Source organism: Geodermatophilus amargosae (assembly GCF_900116515.1).
GTDB classification, from domain to species: Bacteria; Actinomycetota; Actinomycetes; order Mycobacteriales; family Geodermatophilaceae; genus Geodermatophilus; species Geodermatophilus amargosae.
Genome location: NZ_FPBA01000032.1, coordinates 1 through 15,845 on the forward strand (window position 1 = coordinate 1; position 15,845 = coordinate 15,845).

Annotated in this window: 17 protein-coding genes and 1 pseudogene; 11 read left to right on the forward strand and 7 right to left on the reverse strand. The window is 73.2% G+C overall.

The window, feature by feature from the left end:
- Positions 1-427: GAF domain-containing protein (locus tag BM414_RS25620; protein WP_139245992.1), on the reverse strand; the 427-nt coding region annotated here is incomplete at its 3' end.
- A gap of 382 nt (positions 428-809) precedes the next feature.
- Here BM414_RS25620 and BM414_RS25625 point away from each other — a divergent pair.
- The 3 genes from BM414_RS25625 (at position 810) to BM414_RS25635 (ending at position 4,059) form a co-directional block, all read left to right on the forward strand.
- Complete coding sequence (locus BM414_RS25625) at positions 810-1,319, forward strand: ATP-binding protein (RefSeq protein ID WP_093584281.1); 510 nt, start codon at positions 810-812, stop codon at positions 1,317-1,319.
- A 902-nt stretch (positions 1,320-2,221) separates the two neighbouring features.
- Positions 2,222-3,139 carry an NAD-dependent epimerase/dehydratase family protein gene (locus tag BM414_RS25630; protein ID WP_093584283.1) on the forward strand — a complete coding sequence of 306 codons (918 nt, stop codon included), beginning with the start codon at positions 2,222-2,224 and terminating at the stop codon, positions 3,137-3,139.
- Positions 3,136-4,059, forward strand: a complete 924-nt coding sequence (locus BM414_RS25635; RefSeq protein WP_093584285.1) for an RNA polymerase sigma-70 factor — start codon at positions 3,136-3,138, stop codon at positions 4,057-4,059. Before BM414_RS25630 ends, BM414_RS25635 begins: the two co-directional genes overlap by 4 nt.
- A gap of 74 nt (positions 4,060-4,133) precedes the next feature.
- Here BM414_RS25635 and BM414_RS31130 read toward each other — a convergent pair.
- Positions 4,134-4,621: pseudogene (locus BM414_RS31130) on the reverse strand (DDE-type integrase/transposase/recombinase); the annotation flags it as partial.
- 411 nt (positions 4,622-5,032) lie between these two features.
- On the opposite strand from BM414_RS31130, the gene BM414_RS25640 reads away from it, so the two are divergent.
- Positions 5,033-5,992: a hypothetical protein gene (locus BM414_RS25640; protein WP_093584287.1), complete on the forward strand. Its 960-nt coding sequence runs from the start codon at positions 5,033-5,035 to the stop codon at positions 5,990-5,992.
- Positions 5,993-6,234: 242 nt separating this feature from the next.
- Here BM414_RS25640 and BM414_RS25645 read toward each other — a convergent pair whose 3' ends face one another.
- The 4 genes from BM414_RS25645 to BM414_RS25660 form a co-directional block, all read right to left on the reverse strand.
- On the reverse strand, positions 6,235-6,966 hold the full coding sequence (locus BM414_RS25645) for an alpha/beta hydrolase family protein (protein WP_093584289.1): 732 nt from the start codon (positions 6,964-6,966) through the stop codon (positions 6,235-6,237).
- 323 nt (positions 6,967-7,289) lie between these two features.
- The gene (locus BM414_RS25650) at positions 7,290-8,105 is read right to left on the reverse strand and encodes a methyltransferase domain-containing protein (RefSeq protein WP_093584291.1); all 816 of its coding nucleotides are present in this window, start codon (positions 8,103-8,105) and stop codon (positions 7,290-7,292) included.
- A gap of 371 nt (positions 8,106-8,476) precedes the next feature.
- The gene (locus BM414_RS25655) at positions 8,477-8,941 is read right to left on the reverse strand and encodes a dihydrofolate reductase family protein (RefSeq protein ID WP_217644936.1); all 465 of its coding nucleotides are present in this window, start codon (positions 8,939-8,941) and stop codon (positions 8,477-8,479) included.
- A gap of 140 nt (positions 8,942-9,081) precedes the next feature.
- Complete coding sequence (locus tag BM414_RS25660) at positions 9,082-9,735, reverse strand: class I SAM-dependent DNA methyltransferase (RefSeq protein ID WP_217644937.1); 654 nt, start codon at positions 9,733-9,735, stop codon at positions 9,082-9,084.
- A 144-nt stretch (positions 9,736-9,879) separates the two neighbouring features.
- On the opposite strand from BM414_RS25660, the gene BM414_RS25665 reads away from it, so the two are divergent.
- From BM414_RS25665 to BM414_RS25685, 6 genes are all read left to right on the forward strand, one after another.
- Positions 9,880-10,656: a ZIP family metal transporter gene (locus tag BM414_RS25665; protein ID WP_093584293.1), complete on the forward strand. Its 777-nt coding sequence runs from the start codon at positions 9,880-9,882 to the stop codon at positions 10,654-10,656.
- Between the two features lie 65 nt (positions 10,657-10,721).
- Complete coding sequence (locus BM414_RS25670; protein ID WP_093584294.1) at positions 10,722-11,018, forward strand: hypothetical protein; 297 nt, start codon at positions 10,722-10,724, stop codon at positions 11,016-11,018.
- Positions 11,019-11,066: 48 nt separating this feature from the next.
- On the forward strand, positions 11,067-11,237 hold the full coding sequence (locus BM414_RS29745; RefSeq protein WP_175551812.1) for a hypothetical protein: 171 nt from the start codon (positions 11,067-11,069) through the stop codon (positions 11,235-11,237).
- Positions 11,238-11,362: 125 nt separating this feature from the next.
- Entirely contained in the window at positions 11,363-11,683 is a 321-nt protein-coding gene (locus tag BM414_RS25675; protein ID WP_093584295.1) for a GNAT family N-acetyltransferase, read from the forward strand.
- A 90-nt stretch (positions 11,684-11,773) separates the two neighbouring features.
- Positions 11,774-13,147: a cryptochrome/photolyase family protein gene (locus BM414_RS25680; RefSeq protein WP_093584296.1), complete on the forward strand. Its 1,374-nt coding sequence runs from the start codon at positions 11,774-11,776 to the stop codon at positions 13,145-13,147.
- Positions 13,140-13,949, forward strand: a complete 810-nt coding sequence (locus BM414_RS25685) for an Fpg/Nei family DNA glycosylase (RefSeq protein ID WP_093584297.1) — start codon at positions 13,140-13,142, stop codon at positions 13,947-13,949. The genes BM414_RS25680 and BM414_RS25685 overlap by 8 nt, the downstream gene beginning before the upstream one ends.
- 82 nt (positions 13,950-14,031) lie before the next feature.
- On the opposite strand, the gene BM414_RS25690 is transcribed toward BM414_RS25685, so the two are convergent.
- The gene (locus BM414_RS25690; RefSeq protein ID WP_093584298.1) at positions 14,032-14,340 is read right to left on the reverse strand and encodes a putative quinol monooxygenase; all 309 of its coding nucleotides are present in this window, start codon (positions 14,338-14,340) and stop codon (positions 14,032-14,034) included.
- Between the two features lie 84 nt (positions 14,341-14,424).
- Between BM414_RS25690 and BM414_RS25695 the strand changes: the two genes are divergently transcribed.
- The gene (locus BM414_RS25695) at positions 14,425-15,837 is read left to right on the forward strand and encodes an FAD-dependent oxidoreductase (protein ID WP_245784992.1); all 1,413 of its coding nucleotides are present in this window, start codon (positions 14,425-14,427) and stop codon (positions 15,835-15,837) included.
- Positions 15,838-15,845: the final 8 nt, after the last annotated feature.

The following is a 15,845-nucleotide window of genomic DNA, read 5'->3' on the forward strand; positions in this document are numbered from 1 at the left end:
GGGCGTAGATGTTCAGCGCGCCGGAGACCTGCTCGTCGACGTCGATGTCCAGCGGGACCGACAGCGAGCTGAGGGCCCCGCGCTCGGCTGCCCGGGGCGTGTAGTCCGGCCACCGGTCGTCGGTGCGGGCGTCGGCGATCATCGTCAGCTCACCGGTGCGGGCGGCGTGCAAGCAGGGTCCGTGACCGCGCTCGTACTGCCGCTCGTCGAGGTCGACGGCGAGCTGGCCGGTGGAGGCCACGGTGGTGGGGCTGCCCCTGACCAGCAGGGACACCGATGCCTCGAGGTCGCCGGGCAGCACCGTCGTGGCCAGGTCGGCCACGGTCTGCAGCAGGCTCTCCATCGACAGCTCCCGCAGGGACAACCGGCCGAGGCGCTCGAGCACTTCGGCGGCACCGGCGGGTCGCCGGTCCTGGGGGTCGGCCATGACGCGGCCTCCGGTCTGGGATGCACCGGGCGCGGGTGACCTCGGCCGCGGACCCCCGGTCTGGAGGTCCGTGCTGGCTGGGCACGCCGCTGCTGGACGGACGGCCGGCGTCGGGTCGTCCCCGGGCCTGCCAGGAGCCTACGCGGTCCCGCCCCGCGCCCCCGTCGCCGCGACTCATGGTTGTCGGGACGCGTTCACATGGCGCAGTGACGAACGCGCCGGCCGGTGCCGATCAGTGAGCCGGCCGCCACCCGGGTAGGCGTGTAACGTCTGTTATAGGTGTCCCGGCCCGGACCACCGCGGGGCATGGCGAACGCGCCGGATCCCCGACGAGCACGAGGGCCCGTGTCGAACAGCCGGCTCGGACCGTGGAGGTCGGCCGATGGCCGCGTTGCCCTGGGCACATCACACATCCCCGATCAGGGACACGGACTCCTCCACTGTGGGGCGGTGGCGCCCGGCGACGCCGGCGGAGCTCACCGTCTCACGTCGCGAGCTCGACGCCGCCCTGCACGACGGTGCCCGACCGGCTGCCACCGCCGAGGACGCAGTGCAGGGACTGCTGCTGGCGTTCGAGGAGCTGGCGTCGAACGCGCTTCGGCACGGCGGCCCCCCGATCGAGGTGACGGTCACCCGAACCAGCCACTCCTGGCTGCTCGAGGTCAGCGACGCCGCCGCCGACCGTCCACCGATGCCGGCCGCTGGCCGCGACCCCGCGCTCGGCGGCATGGGACTGCCCCTCGTCGCGACGATCTGCGCCGACAACGGCTGGACGGTCGAGGGCGACCGCAAGGTGGTGTGGGCCAGCATGCACTACACCCGCGCTCTATCCGACGCACCACCGGTCCCGCGGCCACGAAGCGCGAGCAGCGGGCACAGCCCGACGTACTGACAGGCTGGTGCCGCGGTGTCGCCAGACGGCGTGGCCACCGCAATCCCGCCCTCGCGCGGGCAATCTCGTCCTCGCCCGCGCACTTCGGCCCGCACGCCGATTGACCCAGCAGCGCGGACGCCTGCGGGCTGAGCACGACGGCCGGCGGCGTGCCGAAGGTCAGCACGGCTACCTCCTCCCCGTCGGCCTGTCGGCCGCCCGCCGACCCGACCGGGTCCGCGACCACGGCGATCCACCATCCGGCCCACTGGAAGTGCGCGGGGTGGGCGATGGGCACCAGATCCGATCCGCGCGCGACCAGCCAGCTCCGCTAGGCGCCCAGTGCCTGCGCGAGGCCGTCGTCGGGCCGCGGTAGGTCAGTCACCGGCAGCTCGGTGACCGACACGAGGCACGCGGCGAACTCCCGGGCGAGCGCAGCCGGGACGGGTCCGGGCGGGAACTGACTTCGACCACGGGTCCTCCAGAAGGTCAGCCGGTGACTGCTGCCTGCGGCATCAGGCTGTCGCACGCACGGATCGGCGGCCCCTGCCGGTTGCGGCCGAGGATTCTCGACCTCGACCAGCATTCCAACGTCCCGACAAAGGCGTTCGAGCGGAACTGGCTGCCGCGGTCGGAGTGCACCACGGTGCCGACCGGATCGCGGCGGGCAATCGCGTGCCGCAGCGCGGCGACCGCCAGTTACGACCTCGTGCATGGTTAGCGGAGCAGCTTGCTCGTGAAGGACGGGGCAGGGTCGTGGTGTGTCCAGGGGCCTGGCTCGTGCCGCCGTTGTCGCCGATCGCCGGGTGACCGGACTGTCCCGGCAGGTTCTCCTAACTGGCTTCCCTCCCCATGTCACAGCCGGCCGGGCTGTCTCGTCTCAGGTTGCAGAGACAGGCTTGGGAATCGGGAAGGTGATGGCAATGCGGGTTTTCGTGGCAGGCGGGGCTGGGGTCATGGGGCGGCGGCTGGTGCCGCAGCTCGTGGCCCGTGGTCACCAGGTGACGGCAACGACGACGGGCCCAGGCAAGCTGCACCTGTTGCAGCAGTTGGGCGCCGAGGCGGTCGTGATGGACGGGCTGGATGCGGCATCGGTGGGCGAGTCGGTCGCCGCCGCCCGGCCGGACGCGATCGTGCACCAGATGACCGCGATCGCCGGAAAGCCCGATATGAAGCACATGGACCGCTGGTTTGCTCAGACCATCCGGCTGCGCACCGAGGGGACGGACCACCTGCTGGCCGCCGCCGAGGCGACCGGCGTATCTCATGTCGTCGCGCAGAGCTACGCCGGCTGGAACGGGATCCGCCGGGGCGGATGGGTGAAGACCGAGGAGGACCCGCTGGACCCGGGGCCGACGAACGCGCGCAAGGGGTGGGAGGCGATCCGCTACGTCGAGGACGCGGTCGTCAAGGCTGACGGCGCGGTCCTGCGTTATGGCTGGCTTTACGGGCCGGGCGCCACCGCCGATCTGATCGAGCCCGTGCGCAAGCGGCAGTTCCCGCTCGTTGGCGGCGGGACCGGCTACACATCGTGGGTGCACCTGGACGACGCAGCGAGCGCAACGGTTCTGGCCCTCGAGCAGCGGGCGAGGGGCGTGTTCAACATCGTCGACGACGAACCCGCCCCGGTCAGCGAGTGGCTGCCCTACCTCGCGGCGCGCGCGGGGGCGAAGCGGCCGATGCGGGTTCCCACGTGGCTGGCCCGGCCGCTGGCGGGGGACGCGGCGGTCACGATGATGACCGAGGGGCGCGGCTTCTCCAACGCCAAGGCGAAGCGGGAGCTCGGCTGGGAGCTGCGCTACCCGTCATGGCGGCTGGGTTTCGAGGAAGAGCTGGCGTGACCCGGGCCGAGGAGTTCGAGGACCTGCGGCCGCTGCTGTTCTCGATCGCCTACCGGATGCTCGGCAGCGTGAGCGAGGCAGAGGACGCGGTCCAGGAGACCTGGTTGCACGACGCGGCCTCCCCGACACAAGCCACGTCGGCCAAGGCCTTCCTCTCGGCCGTGGTGACCCGGATCTCGATCGACGTGCTGCGGTCGGCCCGCGTCCGGCGGGAGGAGTACGTCGGGCAGTGGTTCCCCGAGCCGTTGCTGACCGACCCCTACGAGGATCCGGAGCGCTCGGCGGAGCTGGCCGACTCGGTGTCGATGGCGGCCCTGTTGCTGCTCGAGCGGCTCAGCCCGCTCGAGCGCGCTGTCTTCGTGCTGCGGGACGTGTTCGGGTTCGGCTTCCCCGAGATCGCGTCGGCCGTGGGCCGTTCGGAGGCGGCGTGCCGCCAGCTCGTGGTGCGCGCGCGTCGGCACATGGACGCCGGCCGCCCCCGGTTCGAGGCGGGCCACCGGGAGCGGGACGAGCTGGCCGGGCGGTTCCTGGACGCCTTCAAGGACGGCGACGTCGACGGCGTGCGGGAACTGCTCGCCGCCGACGTCCAGCTGGTCGGGGACAGCGGCGGAAAGGCCCCGCAGTGGGGCACGGGAATCTTCGGCGCCGAGAACGTGGCCCGCGTGCTGGCCGCGCTCGTCACGCCGTTCATCCAGCTGGGCGGCGTGGTGGAGCCGCATGAGGTGAACGGCCAGCCGGGTGCGATCTTCCGCGACCGTGACGGCAAGGTCATCAACACCTGGGCGCTCGACATCCTCGAGGGGCGGATTCAGACCATCCGCGCGGTGCTCAACCCCGACAAGCTCGGGCACGTGGGTCCGGTGGCGGACGCCTGGGCGGTCATCCGCGAAGCGAACCGGGCCCGACGTCCCACGGATTGACCGGTCGCCTGCAGCCTGCGCACGCCCTCGACGCCGGACAGCGCCTGAGGATCCACTTCCGCAACGTCTGCTTAGGCCTTCATCCGCGAGTCGATGTAGTAGCCGACGATCCGCCCCGAGGTAGACGTCCTTGACCGCGCAGAGGTAGAGCTTGCCCTCGCCGGTGGAGTGCTCGGTGATGTCGGCCAGCCACAGCCGGTTGGGCGCCGCGGGGTGAACTGCCGGTGGACCCAGGTCATCTTGCACCGGTGAGCCGGCCTTGCGGTTCAAGGCGGCTTGTTGTCAGCCCGACCAGGTCCGCTCCTGAAATGACAGCAGGGCCACCCGGTTCTCGCCCGAGGCTCGATCCGCGTTCACGCAGCTCGGCGGCGATGAACCGGTACCTGAACGCCGGATCGTCACGGTGGATGTCGTAGGCGGCGTTGTTTGGGCGCGCGTCGTCCCGGTTGCGCTGGCTCACCGGGTGCTTGCACGAGGCGTAGAAGGCCTGCGCGCAGAAGCCCAGCACCCGGCAGGTCACCGCGACGGGAGCCGTTTCGGCGGCGAGTTCACGGACCAGCGGGTCTAGGGAGGACGTCGCGGGGCGAAGTAGGCCCCTCAAGGACAGTGGCTCCGGCGAGCTGTCGGCCCGTACAGGGGCCGCAGGACAACCGGACCAACTGCGCGCCGGACGTCGTCGGTGGTCCCGTCCCGTCCTGGGTCTCGACTCGGCGCGTCCACACTCCGGTCCGCTTCCCGACAACCGGTGCCTCTCCGGCTGTTGCAGGGCGGGGGAAGGGTGGGCCGGAGGCCCACCCCGAAGGGATGCGGAGCGCCCTTCCGGCGCCCAAGGCAGGCGGAAGACTGCCGCCGAGCTCCTCCCGCGCGTCACCGACTGAGGCGTTGGTCCCTTCACCGTGTGACCCTCGCAGGTCACAGTGGCCAGGCGCAGGAGCGGACGACCGTCCCGCCACATCGCCGACCGGAGGCAGCGATGCCCAGGACCACGCGAGGAACGACCAGCCGCTCCCGAGCGGCCGTGCTGCTGACCGGCACGGTCGCCCTGGTGCTCACCGGCATCCCGTCCGCCGCGGCGACGTCGCCGGAGGTCATCGTCCTGCCGGGGGCCAGCTCGGCGGAGGGCATCGCCAGGGGCGAGGGCGACACGTTCTACGCCGGCGACCTGTTCCTCGGCGACGTCTTCCGGGGTGACCTGGAGGAGGGGACCGCGGAGCCCTTCATCGATGCGCCGGACGGCCGGATGGCCCTCGGCATGGTTGCCGACACGCGCCACGGCCTGCTCTACGTGGCGGGCGGCTTCACCGGACAGGCCTACGTGTACGACCTCGAGACGACGGACACCGTCGCCACCTACCAGTTCGCGCCGCCGTCCCCTCCGGACGCCGATCCCCCCACCACGCTGGTCAACGACGTCACCCTCACCCGGTCCGGCGCGTGGTTCACCGACAGCCGCCGAGCCGTCCTCTACTTCGTGCCGATCGACCGCCACGGCCGACCGGGGGAGTTCCGCACGTTCCCCCTGCGAGGACCGGCGGCCGACACGAGCGGCGACTTCAACCTGAACGGCATCGCCGCCGTCCGGCACGGCGGCACGCTCGTCGTCGCGCACTCCGCCAACGGCGAGCTGTACACGGTGGACCCGAAGACAGGTGACAGTGCCGAGGTCGCCGGGGTCGACGTGCCGGACGTCGACGGGATCGTGCTGCACGGCCGGCGGCTCTGGGCGGTGCAGAACAGCAACCGGGTGACCGAGGTGCGGCTGAGCCGTGACCTGACGTCCGGGACCGTGCGGGAGGTCATCACGAGCGACCTCTTCCAGGTCCCGACGACCGCGATCCGGCACGACGGCGAGCTCGCCGTCGTGAACGCGAAGTTCGACACCGGCATCCCTCCGACCGCCGACCAGTACGAGGTCGTCGTCGTCGACGACTGACCCTTCCCCGATCCACCGCAGGAGCCGCACGACCGAGTGGCACACCTCGTGCGCGCGGTCACCCCTGGTCCGCGGGACGAGTCCCGATGGCGTGGCCACGGGCGCAGCGCCGTGGACTGGACCCGGCGAGCTGCGCGTACTGGCGGGCATGCCGGGTGACTGGGGGCTGCGATCCGTGTGGGAAGGCCGGCATCCCGGCCGACCGCTCCCGTCGTCTGCTGCTGGCCTGACGGCCCCCGGCGTCACCTCAGGTGGCGGGCGAAGAACCGGTTCCCCTCGTCCCCCTCGAAGTGCGGGATGCCGGTGTGCCCGCCCGTGTTGGCGTGCATCGTCTTCTCCTCGGAGCCGAAGGCGTCGAAGAGGTCCAGAGCCAGCTGCCGGTCGTTCCCCTCGTCGTCCCACTGCAGCAGGACCTGCAGCGGGATGGTGACCTGCCGGGCCTCCTCGACCAGGGTGCGGGGCACGAAGCTCCCGGCGAACAGGAGGGCGGCCGAGATGCGCGGTTCGACCACCGCCAGCCGGATGCCGATGGCGATCACCCCTCCCGCGTACCCGACCGGGCCGCCGATCTCGGGTAGCCGGAGGAGCGCGTCCAGGGCGGCCCGCCACTCCGGGACCGCCTTCTCGACCAGCGGGAGGACGAGCCGGTCGACGATCCCGTCGTCGACCGGTCCGCCGGCCGCCAGCGCCCGGTGCAGGTCGGCGCGGGCCGCCTCCGCGGCGGCGGAACGGGGTCGTCCACCGCTCCCGGGGAGCTCGATGGTGGCGGCGGCGAAGCCCGCCGCCACGGAGTGCCGGGCCCTGGCCACCAGTCGGGGACGCATCTCGTGCAGTCCGCCGGGGTGGCCGAGCAGGATCAGCGGGGCCGGTGCGGTTCCGGATCCGGGCGTCCACAGGAAGCCGGGGATCTCGCCGAGGGTGAAGCCGCGCTCGAGGACACCGTCGTCGAGGCGCTGTTCAGAGGTGAATCGCACGGTCGTGCCTTTCGGGAGTGCTCGTGAACGGCGCTCCCGGACGACCTATCGCCCGACCATGACCCACGAGGGGAGCACCCCTGTCGACGTGTCCACGGGCACCACCTCCTCGATCTCGCGCACGGCCCCGGGAAGGTAGCAGTGGTCACCGTGGTCCGCCGACGGGTTTCCGCGGAGGCTCCGTGGCCGGCCGCTCGGCCTGCTGAGCGTTCGCGACGATGGCGACCTGCACGCTCCTGGACGGCACCCCGGGAGCTTGCTGGCTGTCGGCAGACTCCTCCGTCCACGTCACCCGTCGGGCGTACAGCGGTCGTCACCGGTCCTCAGCGGACGATCGCCGCCTGCCCCCGGGCGGTGACCACGTAGGCGTCCAGCGGCATGGTCACCCGTCCGTCGTCAGCGCAGAACGGTCGTAGTGCGTCGCGGGCCTCCGCGAGCAGACCCTCATAGCCCTCCTCGTCCAGGAGGGTCTCCAGCGGGGAGCCTCTGACCTCGGTCTCCACGAACACGTCGACGGCCGGGAAGCTGACGGTGCCGGGCCGCAACTCGACCGACACGTCGCCGATGCCGGCGGCGTGGAAGACGCCGACCAGTGCGTCGTGGTCACCGAGGACGAACGGTGCCGTCAGGACGTCCGCGGCTGCTCTTCCACACCGACGCTCCGCGATCCCGGTCAGGACGACGTAGCCCGTCGCCCGCTCGAGAGGGCCCCACACGGCAACCGCGAGCCGGCCATCGGGCTTGAGCACCCGCCGCATCTCCCTGAGCGCAGCGACGCGGTCGGGGAAGAACATCAGGGCGAACTGGCTCATCACCACGTCGAAGGAGTCGTCCGGAAACGGCAGTGCCGCGGCGTCCCCCTGCCGCCAGCCCACCCCCGGCCGGATCCGCCGGGCCACGGCCAGCATGCCCTCGTTGACGTCCAGCCCGGTGACCTGAGCCTCGGCGGCAACGCGGTCGGCCGCCGCTCGGGCCAGGATCCCGGTTCCACAGCCGACATCCAGCACCCGGTCCGCCGAGGAGACCCCGGCGGCATCCACCACTCGCGGCGCCCACTGGCCGAAGATGGCCGGCACGAAGCATCTCTCGTAGACCTCGGCAGCGGCTCCGGAGACCTGCCAGCTCTCCCGTTCCGTCATCGGCGCCCACCGCCCCCTGCACGACCGCGCTGCTCCCCGGTCCTGCGACCCTGCCGGGCGGTACGCGCACCGGCCCCGTCCCCTCACCCGCCCGGGGTCACAGGGCGGCCCGATCGTCCGTCGGCACGCTCGTGGGGCTCAAGGGTCCGGTGACCCAGGGCCAGCAGTGGTCCAGCCAGGCGGCCCACCAGGGCCACAGTGCCGTCAGCGGCCGAGAGTGTCCGGGTTCGAGCCTGCCGAGTGAACCAGCGAACCGCTGGTCAGCGGACTGACGGCCGTCGGACGGCGTAGCGCAGCAGGACGACACCGTTGCCGAACCGCCGGCTCTCCACCAGCTCCAGGTCGATCGGGTCGTCGGCGGTCTCGAACAATCATCGACCGCGGCCGACGACGACCGGGTTGACGTAGAGCCGGTACTCGTCGACCAGGTCCAGTCGGCGGAAGGTCTCGACCAGGTCGACCCCGCCGAGCGTCATGTCCCCGCCGGGCTGCTGCTTCAGCGCGCGGATCTCGTCGGGGTCCACCTGCGCCCGCAGCGAGGCGTTGGGGCCGACCTCCTGCAGCGTGCGGGAGAACACGATCTTCGGCACCGCCCGCCAGATCCCGGCGAACTCGCGCATGACCGGGGGGTATTCCGGGTTCTGGTCGGCGGTCGGCCAGACCGCTTCCATGAGCTCGTAGGTGACCCGGCCCTCCACGAAGGCGCTCATGGTCGCGAGCTGCTCGTTGAAGTGCGCGTGCAGTTCCTCGTCGACGAGGTGCCAGCTCAGGTCGTGGTCCGGCCCCTCGAAGTAGCCGTCCAGCGACAGCATCATGTGCACGACGATCTTCCGCATGCGTCCTCCTGATCCACGGATCGGTCCGGAGCTCGGACCGGCGGACGCGCACGATCTCATCGGTCCCGCCGGTCGTCGCTTGGTCCTCGAGGGCTGCGCAGGAGGTGCCGGTACGCGCTCCCGTGGGTCGGACGCCGCGGTCAGTCCGGTCGTCGAGCGGTGAGCACCACCTGGGGATGCCCGAACACGTCCGCCGGCAGCCTCAGCTCGGACACGGGCTCGAGACCTGCCTCGGTGAGCACCGCGGCGAGCTGCTCGGGGAGCCACAGGTGCGTCGTCCAGGCCACCGGCACGCCGCCGTACGTCTCGGTGCGCACCAGGTCTCCCTCCCCGACGTGTGTGCCGACCAGGACCTGGCCGCCGGGTACCAGAGCGTCGGCGAAGGACTGCAGCACGGCGGGCACCACGGGGCGCGGGAGGTTGAACAGCGACCACCAGCCCAGCACGCCGCCGAGTGACGCGTCCTCCAGAGCCAGCTCGGTGGCCGAGGCGACGTCGAAGCGCAGCTCAGGGTGCAGTCGGCGGGCCTGCGCCACCATCTGCGGCGACAGGTCGACGCCCGCCACGTCGACGCCCAGGTCCGCCAGGTGTGCCGTCACGTACCCGGGGCCACAGCCGACGTCCAGGACCGGGCCCCGGCCCCGCACCGTCTCGGCGAACGCGGCCAGGGCCGCGCGCAGCCACGGGTGGGGATCGAGGCGGCCGGCACCCATCGCCACGTAGCGGTCGGCGACCCGGTCGTAGGAGGCCCGGACGACGTCGAGGTCCGCGGGCGGGGCGATGCTCCGTCGCACACCGGGACAGTAGGCGTGCCCGGGCCGGACGCCTGACCACCTGGTCACGTCCGGGACGCGCGGCTAGCCTGGCGGCCCGCCGTCGTGGCCCGCCCGACGCGGCGGTGAGGCTCCGATCGTGACGGGCTCGGGAGCAGGCGCCGCATGGCCGAGTCCTTGGTCTTCGGTCTGATCGCCTCCAGCGCTCTGGTGCTCGGGGCCCTGGCCGGCGGTCGCCTGGAGATCCCGAAGCGGGTGCTGGCGGCGATGCTCGCCTTCGCCGCCGGAGCGCTGATGACGGCGCTGGCCTTCGAGCTCTTCGAGGACTCCTACGAGCAGGGCGGCATCTGGCGCGCGGCCCTGGGCCTGGCCGCCGGGGCGATCGTGTTCACGCTGCTCAGCCAGCGGCTCGACCGGCTGGCCGAAGGACGGCATCCGGAGGACCACGGCAGCGAGAAGCTCGACGTCGACGCGGCCGCCGAGGACACCGGCCCCTCCTCGGCGTCGGTCAGCGGAGCGGCGGGCCTGGCACTGCTGGCAGCCGTCACGCTCGACGGGGTGCCGGAGAACATCGCCCTCGGGGTCTCCCTCGGAGAGGGGTCCGGTGGCCTCGCCCTGCTGGCGGCCATCTTCGTCTCGAACTTCCCCGAGGCGCTGGTCGGCAGCGCGTCCATGCGCGCCCAGGGCCGGTCCCAGACCTTCATCCTCGGCACGTGGGCGGCCTGCGCGGTCCTGCTGACCCTGGCCGTGGTCGTCGGCGCCGGACCGCTGTCCCGGTCCTCCCCCGAGACGCTGTCCCTGCCCCTGGCGTTCGCCGCCGGCGCCGTGCTGGCCTCCCTGGCCGACACGCTCATGCCCGAGGCCTACGAGCAGGGGGGTCCGACCGTCGCACTGAGCACCACGGCGGGCTTCGTCCTGTCGTTCGTCCTCGCGACCCTCTGACCTCGCCGCCCGGGTCCGGATCCTGCCGGGACACCTCTGCGCGCCGGCGGGGTACGCAGGCCCGCATGGCAATGCGCAACGCGGCGGTCGCCGCCGCCGGACAGTGGACCGACCCCGACGACGGGATCCGCTACCCCAGCGGCGAGGTACACGCCTGGGAGCGCGGGCGCAACGAGACGGTCTGCGGCCTGTCGCTGTCCCGCTCGCGGCTGGGCCGCTTCCCGCACGTGAGCTGGGCCGACGTCCAGCCCGAGTCCGGCCGGCACGCCGAGGAGGTCCGGGACGTCTGCCGCCGCTGCCGCGCCGCCCTCGGCGCCCGCCGCGACGACCGGGGCTGGACCCGCACGAACCCGCGTCCGTGAACCTCGTTTCGTGGCACACCTGTACCACGAAACGGCGGGGAGGTCGGCATGCGGTTCGTCCTGGTGGCGCCGGTCCTGGGCGTGGCGGTGGGCGGGTTCGCCCTCGCGGTCGTGCACCCGTCCGCGCCCGACGAGCCGTGGAGCCGCCGGCTCGTGCGCCTGGTGCCGCTGGCGGTGGTCGCGGGAGGCGTCCTGGCGCTGTGGAGCGGCACCGGGTGAGCGACCCGTTGGGCGGACACTGCTCGCAGAGGGAAACCCGAACGGCTTCGAAGCGTTACCGTTCCAGAAGCACGTCGTACCTCTCGGCAACGGCGCCGGGGGACAGCGGAGGTGGGAACGCAACGATGGAGACCACGGTGGTCGACGTCCCCGAGCGGGGACGCTTCGAGGTGCGGGTCGGCGAACGCGTCGTCGGGTTGGCCAGCTATCACGTCGAGAACGGGACGATGGCACTGCCGCACACCGAGGTGGACCCGAGCATGGGTGGCCGCGGCCTCGGCAAGGTCCTGGTCAGCGGCGTCCTCGACGCCGCCCGCGAGCGCGGGCTGACCGTGCTGCCGTACTGCTCCTTCGTGCGCCACTACATAGAGCAGCACCCCGAGACGCTGGACCTGGTCGCCGACGAGGACAAGCCGCACTTCGGCCTGGCCACCGCCGACCACTGAGCCGCCGGCCACCGAGCCGCCGAGCACCGAGCCGCCGACCACTCAGCCGCTGATCTGCGGCGCCCCGCTCAGTTGCCTAGCCTGGCGGGGGTGCCGACAGCCCTGCTCTGGTTCCGCCGCGACCTCCGACTCAGCGACCACCCGGCGCTGGTCGCCGCGGTCGAGGCGGCCGGCAGGGACGGCACGGTGGTGCCCGTCTTCGTCGTCGACCCGCGGCTGTGGGAGACCTCGGGCCGGCCACGGCGGGAGTTCCTGCGCGGCTGCCTGGCCGACCTGCGCGAGCAGACCGGCGGGGCGCAGGTCATCCGCTCCGGCGACCCGGTGCGCGTCCTCCCCGACCTGGTGCGCGAGACCGGGGCGGAGAGCGTGCACCTGTCCGCCGACGCCGGCGTCTACGGCCGGGCCCGCGACGCGGCGGTCGAGCGGGCGCTGGGCGACGTCCCGTTCGTGCGCACCGGCTCGCCCTACGGCGTCACGCCCGGGCGGCTGACCAAGGACGACGGCACGCCGTACCGGGTCTACTCGCCCTTCGCGCGGGCCTGGCGCGCCCGCGGCCTGCACGGCCCCGCGCCACGCCGCGACGACGTCGCCTGGGCGCCGGACGTGCGCTCCGAGGACCTCCCGCCGGCGCAGGACCTCGACGGCACGGTGCTCCCGCCGGCCGGGGAGCGGGCCGGGCTCGACGCGTGGGCGCTGTTCCGCGACCAGCGGCTGCTCGGCTACGCGACCTCGCGCAACACCCCCGGCACCGACGGCACCAGCCGGCTCTCGGCGCACCTGAAGTACGGCACCGTGCACCCGCGGACGCTGTTCGCCGAGGCGCAGCAGCTCGCCGAGGACCACGCCGAGGCGGTGGACAAGTTCGTCGGCGAGCTCGTCTGGCGCGACTTCTACGCCGACGTCCTCTGGCACCGCCCCGAGACCGCGCGCGAGCCGTTCAACGAGCAGATGAAGGCCATGCAGTACGACACCGGCCCGGCCGCCGACGAGCACTTCGCCGCCTGGGCCGAGGGCCGCACCGGCTACCCGATCGTCGACGCCGGGATGCGCCAGCTGCACGGCGAGGCCTATGTGCACAACCGGGTGCGGATGATCGTGGCGTCGTTCCTGTGCAAGGACCTGCACGTCGACTGGCGGCGCGGCGCCCGCTACTTCTTCGACCACCTCGTCGACGGCGACCTGGCCAGCAACAACCACGGCTGGCAGTGGGTCGCCGGTACCGGCACCGACCCCTCGCCGTACTACCGGGTGTTCAACCCGACCCGGCAGGGCCAGCAGTTCGACCCCGACGGCGCCTACGTGCGGCGCTGGGTGCCGGAGCTGCGCGACGTCCCCGACCGGTACGTGCACGAGCCGTGGACGATGCCCGGCGGACCGCCGGAGGGCTATCCGGCACCGATCGTCGACCACGCCGAGGAGCGCCAGGTGGCGCTGGCCCGCTACCAGGCGGTCCGCGATGCCTGAGGGCCACACCCTGTACCGGCTGGCCAGGGAGCAGTCGGAGCTCTTCGCCGGCCGCCCGGTGCACGTGACCAGCCCGCAGGGCCGCTTCGCCGCAGGCGCCGCGCTGCTCGACGGGCGCGTGCTCGAGGAGGTGACCAGCTACGGCAAGCACCTGTTCGCCGACTTCGGCGGCGACGTGCTGCACGTGCACCTGGGTCTCTACGGCACCTACGCCGCGGGCATCGGCGACCCGCCGACCCCGCGCGGGGCGCTGCGCATGCGCTGGGTGGCCGACGGGCCCGAGGGCGAGGGCGTCTGGACGGACCTGCGCGGGGCGACGGCGTGCGACGTCCTCACCCAGCCGGAGGTCGACACGATCCTCGACCGGCTCGGCCCCGACCCGCTGCGCACCCGCCGGGGCGGGCCGCTCTCGTACGCCAGGGTCGGCCGCAGCCGGACGGCGGTCGGCGCGCTGCTCATGGACCAGTCGGTGCTGGCCGGCGTCGGCAACGTCTACCGCGCCGAGATCCTCTTCCGGCACCGCATCTCGCCGTTCCGCCCCGGCCGCGACGTCGGCCAGCAGGAGTGGCAGGCGCTCTGGGACGACCTGGTGGTGCTCATGCGCGCCGGCGTCCGGATGGGCCGGATCGTGACCACCCAGCCGGCCGACCGCTCCCGCCGCTCGGGCGCCGTCCGCCGCGAGGACGCGCACTACGTCTACCGGCGCACCGGCCTGCCGTGCCGCATCTGCGGCACCGAGGTGCGCACCGAGGAGATGGTCGGCCGCAACCTCCACTGGTGCCCCGTCTGCCAGGCCGTCTGAGGCCGGTGACGACGCCGAGGTGCACGATCCCGTGGCCGTCGGGCGCTGACGACCACGAGGCCGTGCACCTCGGCGCGGCCGGCTAGAGGGCGCCCTTGGCGGGGTCGCCGGCGGGGTGGGCGGTGAGCACCTGGACGGCGGGGCGCTCGGTGAGCTTGCCGTCGAGCCTCGCCGAGAGCGACGTCAGCGCCTCGGCCTTGCCGTGGGTGGCCAGCGCCTCGGGGCTCTCCCACTGCTCGATCATCAGGAGGACGCCGCGGCCCTCGTGCAGGGCGTACCGCTCGCAGCCGGGCTCCTCGTGCACCTTCGGCACCGTCTCGAGCACCGCCTGACGGACCTCGTCCACGTGCTCGGGCTTCGGGGTGATGGTGGCGACGACGACGACGGACACGGGCGGTCCCCTCTGCTGTGGACGGTGGGCTCGCCGGGCGCGTGATCTGGCGCACGAGTGCCCGGCGGGGCCAGGATGCCAGTCGTGTCGGACGACGGTGAGCGCGCCCCGGAGGACGGCAGGCCGCTGCGGGTGGCCGTGGTCGGCGCCGGCCCTGCGGGCATCTACACGGCGGAGACGCTGACCCGCCGTGCACCGGTGCCGGTGACCGTCGACCTGATCGACCGGCTGCCCACCCCGTTCGGCCTGGTCCGGCATGGCATCGCCCCCGACCACCCGAAGATGCGGGCGATCCGCGACACCCTGCACCGCGCCCTCGACGACCCGGGCGTGCGGTTCGTCGGCAACGTCGAGGTGGGCACCGACATCACCCTCGACGAGCTGCGCACGCACGTCGACGCCGTCGTCTACACCTACGGCGCCGCCCTCGACCGGCCGCTGTCGATCGACGGCGAGGACCTCCCCGGCAGCCTCGCCGCCACCGACCTCGTCGCCTGGTACTGCGGGCACCCCGACGCCGACCGAGGGAAGGTCGAGTCGGCGCTGGCCGGCGTCCGTCGCGCGGTCGTCGTCGGCGTCGGCAACGTGGCCCTCGACGTCGCGCGGGTGCTGGCCCGCGCCCCGCAGGAGCTCGAGCCCACCGACATGCCCCAGCACGTGCTCGACGTCCTGGCCGCGACGCCGGTCGAGGAGGTCACCGTGCTCGGCCGGCGCGGCCCGGCGCACGCCAGCTTCACCACCATGGAGCTGCGCGAGCTCGACGGGCTGGACCAGGCCACCGTGCTGGTCGACGCAGGCGACCTCGTGCTGACCCCGGCCGCCGAGGAGCGGGTCGCCGCGGACCGCAACGCCTCCCGCAACCTCGCCGTCCTGCGCGACTGGGCCGGCCACCGGCCCGAGCCCGGCCGGGTCCGGCTCGGCCTGCGCTTCTACCGCCGGCCGGTGCGCCTGCTCGGCGACGACCGGGTCACCGGCGTCGAGGTGGAGCGGACCGCGGTGGACGACGCCGGCCGGGCGAGCGGCACCGGCGAGTACGAGGTGCTGCCCGCCGACCTCGTCGTCCGCTCGGTGGGCTACCGCGGGCAGGGGCTGCCCGGCCTGCCGGTCGACACGGACACCGGGACGGTGCCCAACCAGGAGGGCCGGGTGCTGCGCGGGGGCGCCGTCTCGGCCGGCGAGTACGTGGCCGGCTGGATCAAGCGCGGCCCCAGCGGCGTCGTGGGCACCAACAAGCACGACGCCCGGGAGACCGTCGCCTCGCTGCTGGCCGACGCCGAGGCCGGGGTCATCGGCCCGCACGGCGACCGCGACGACCTGGTGAACACGCTGCGCGCCCGCGGCGCCGAGCCGGTGCTGCTGGAGGACTGGCGGGTGATCGACGCCGCCGAGATGGCCCTGGGCGCCACCCGGGGCCGCGCCCGCACCACGCTGCACGAGCGCGAGTCGCTGCTGGCCGCGGTCCGGGCGGCCGCCGACCGCCAGGCCGCCGGTCGCTGAGTGCCGGA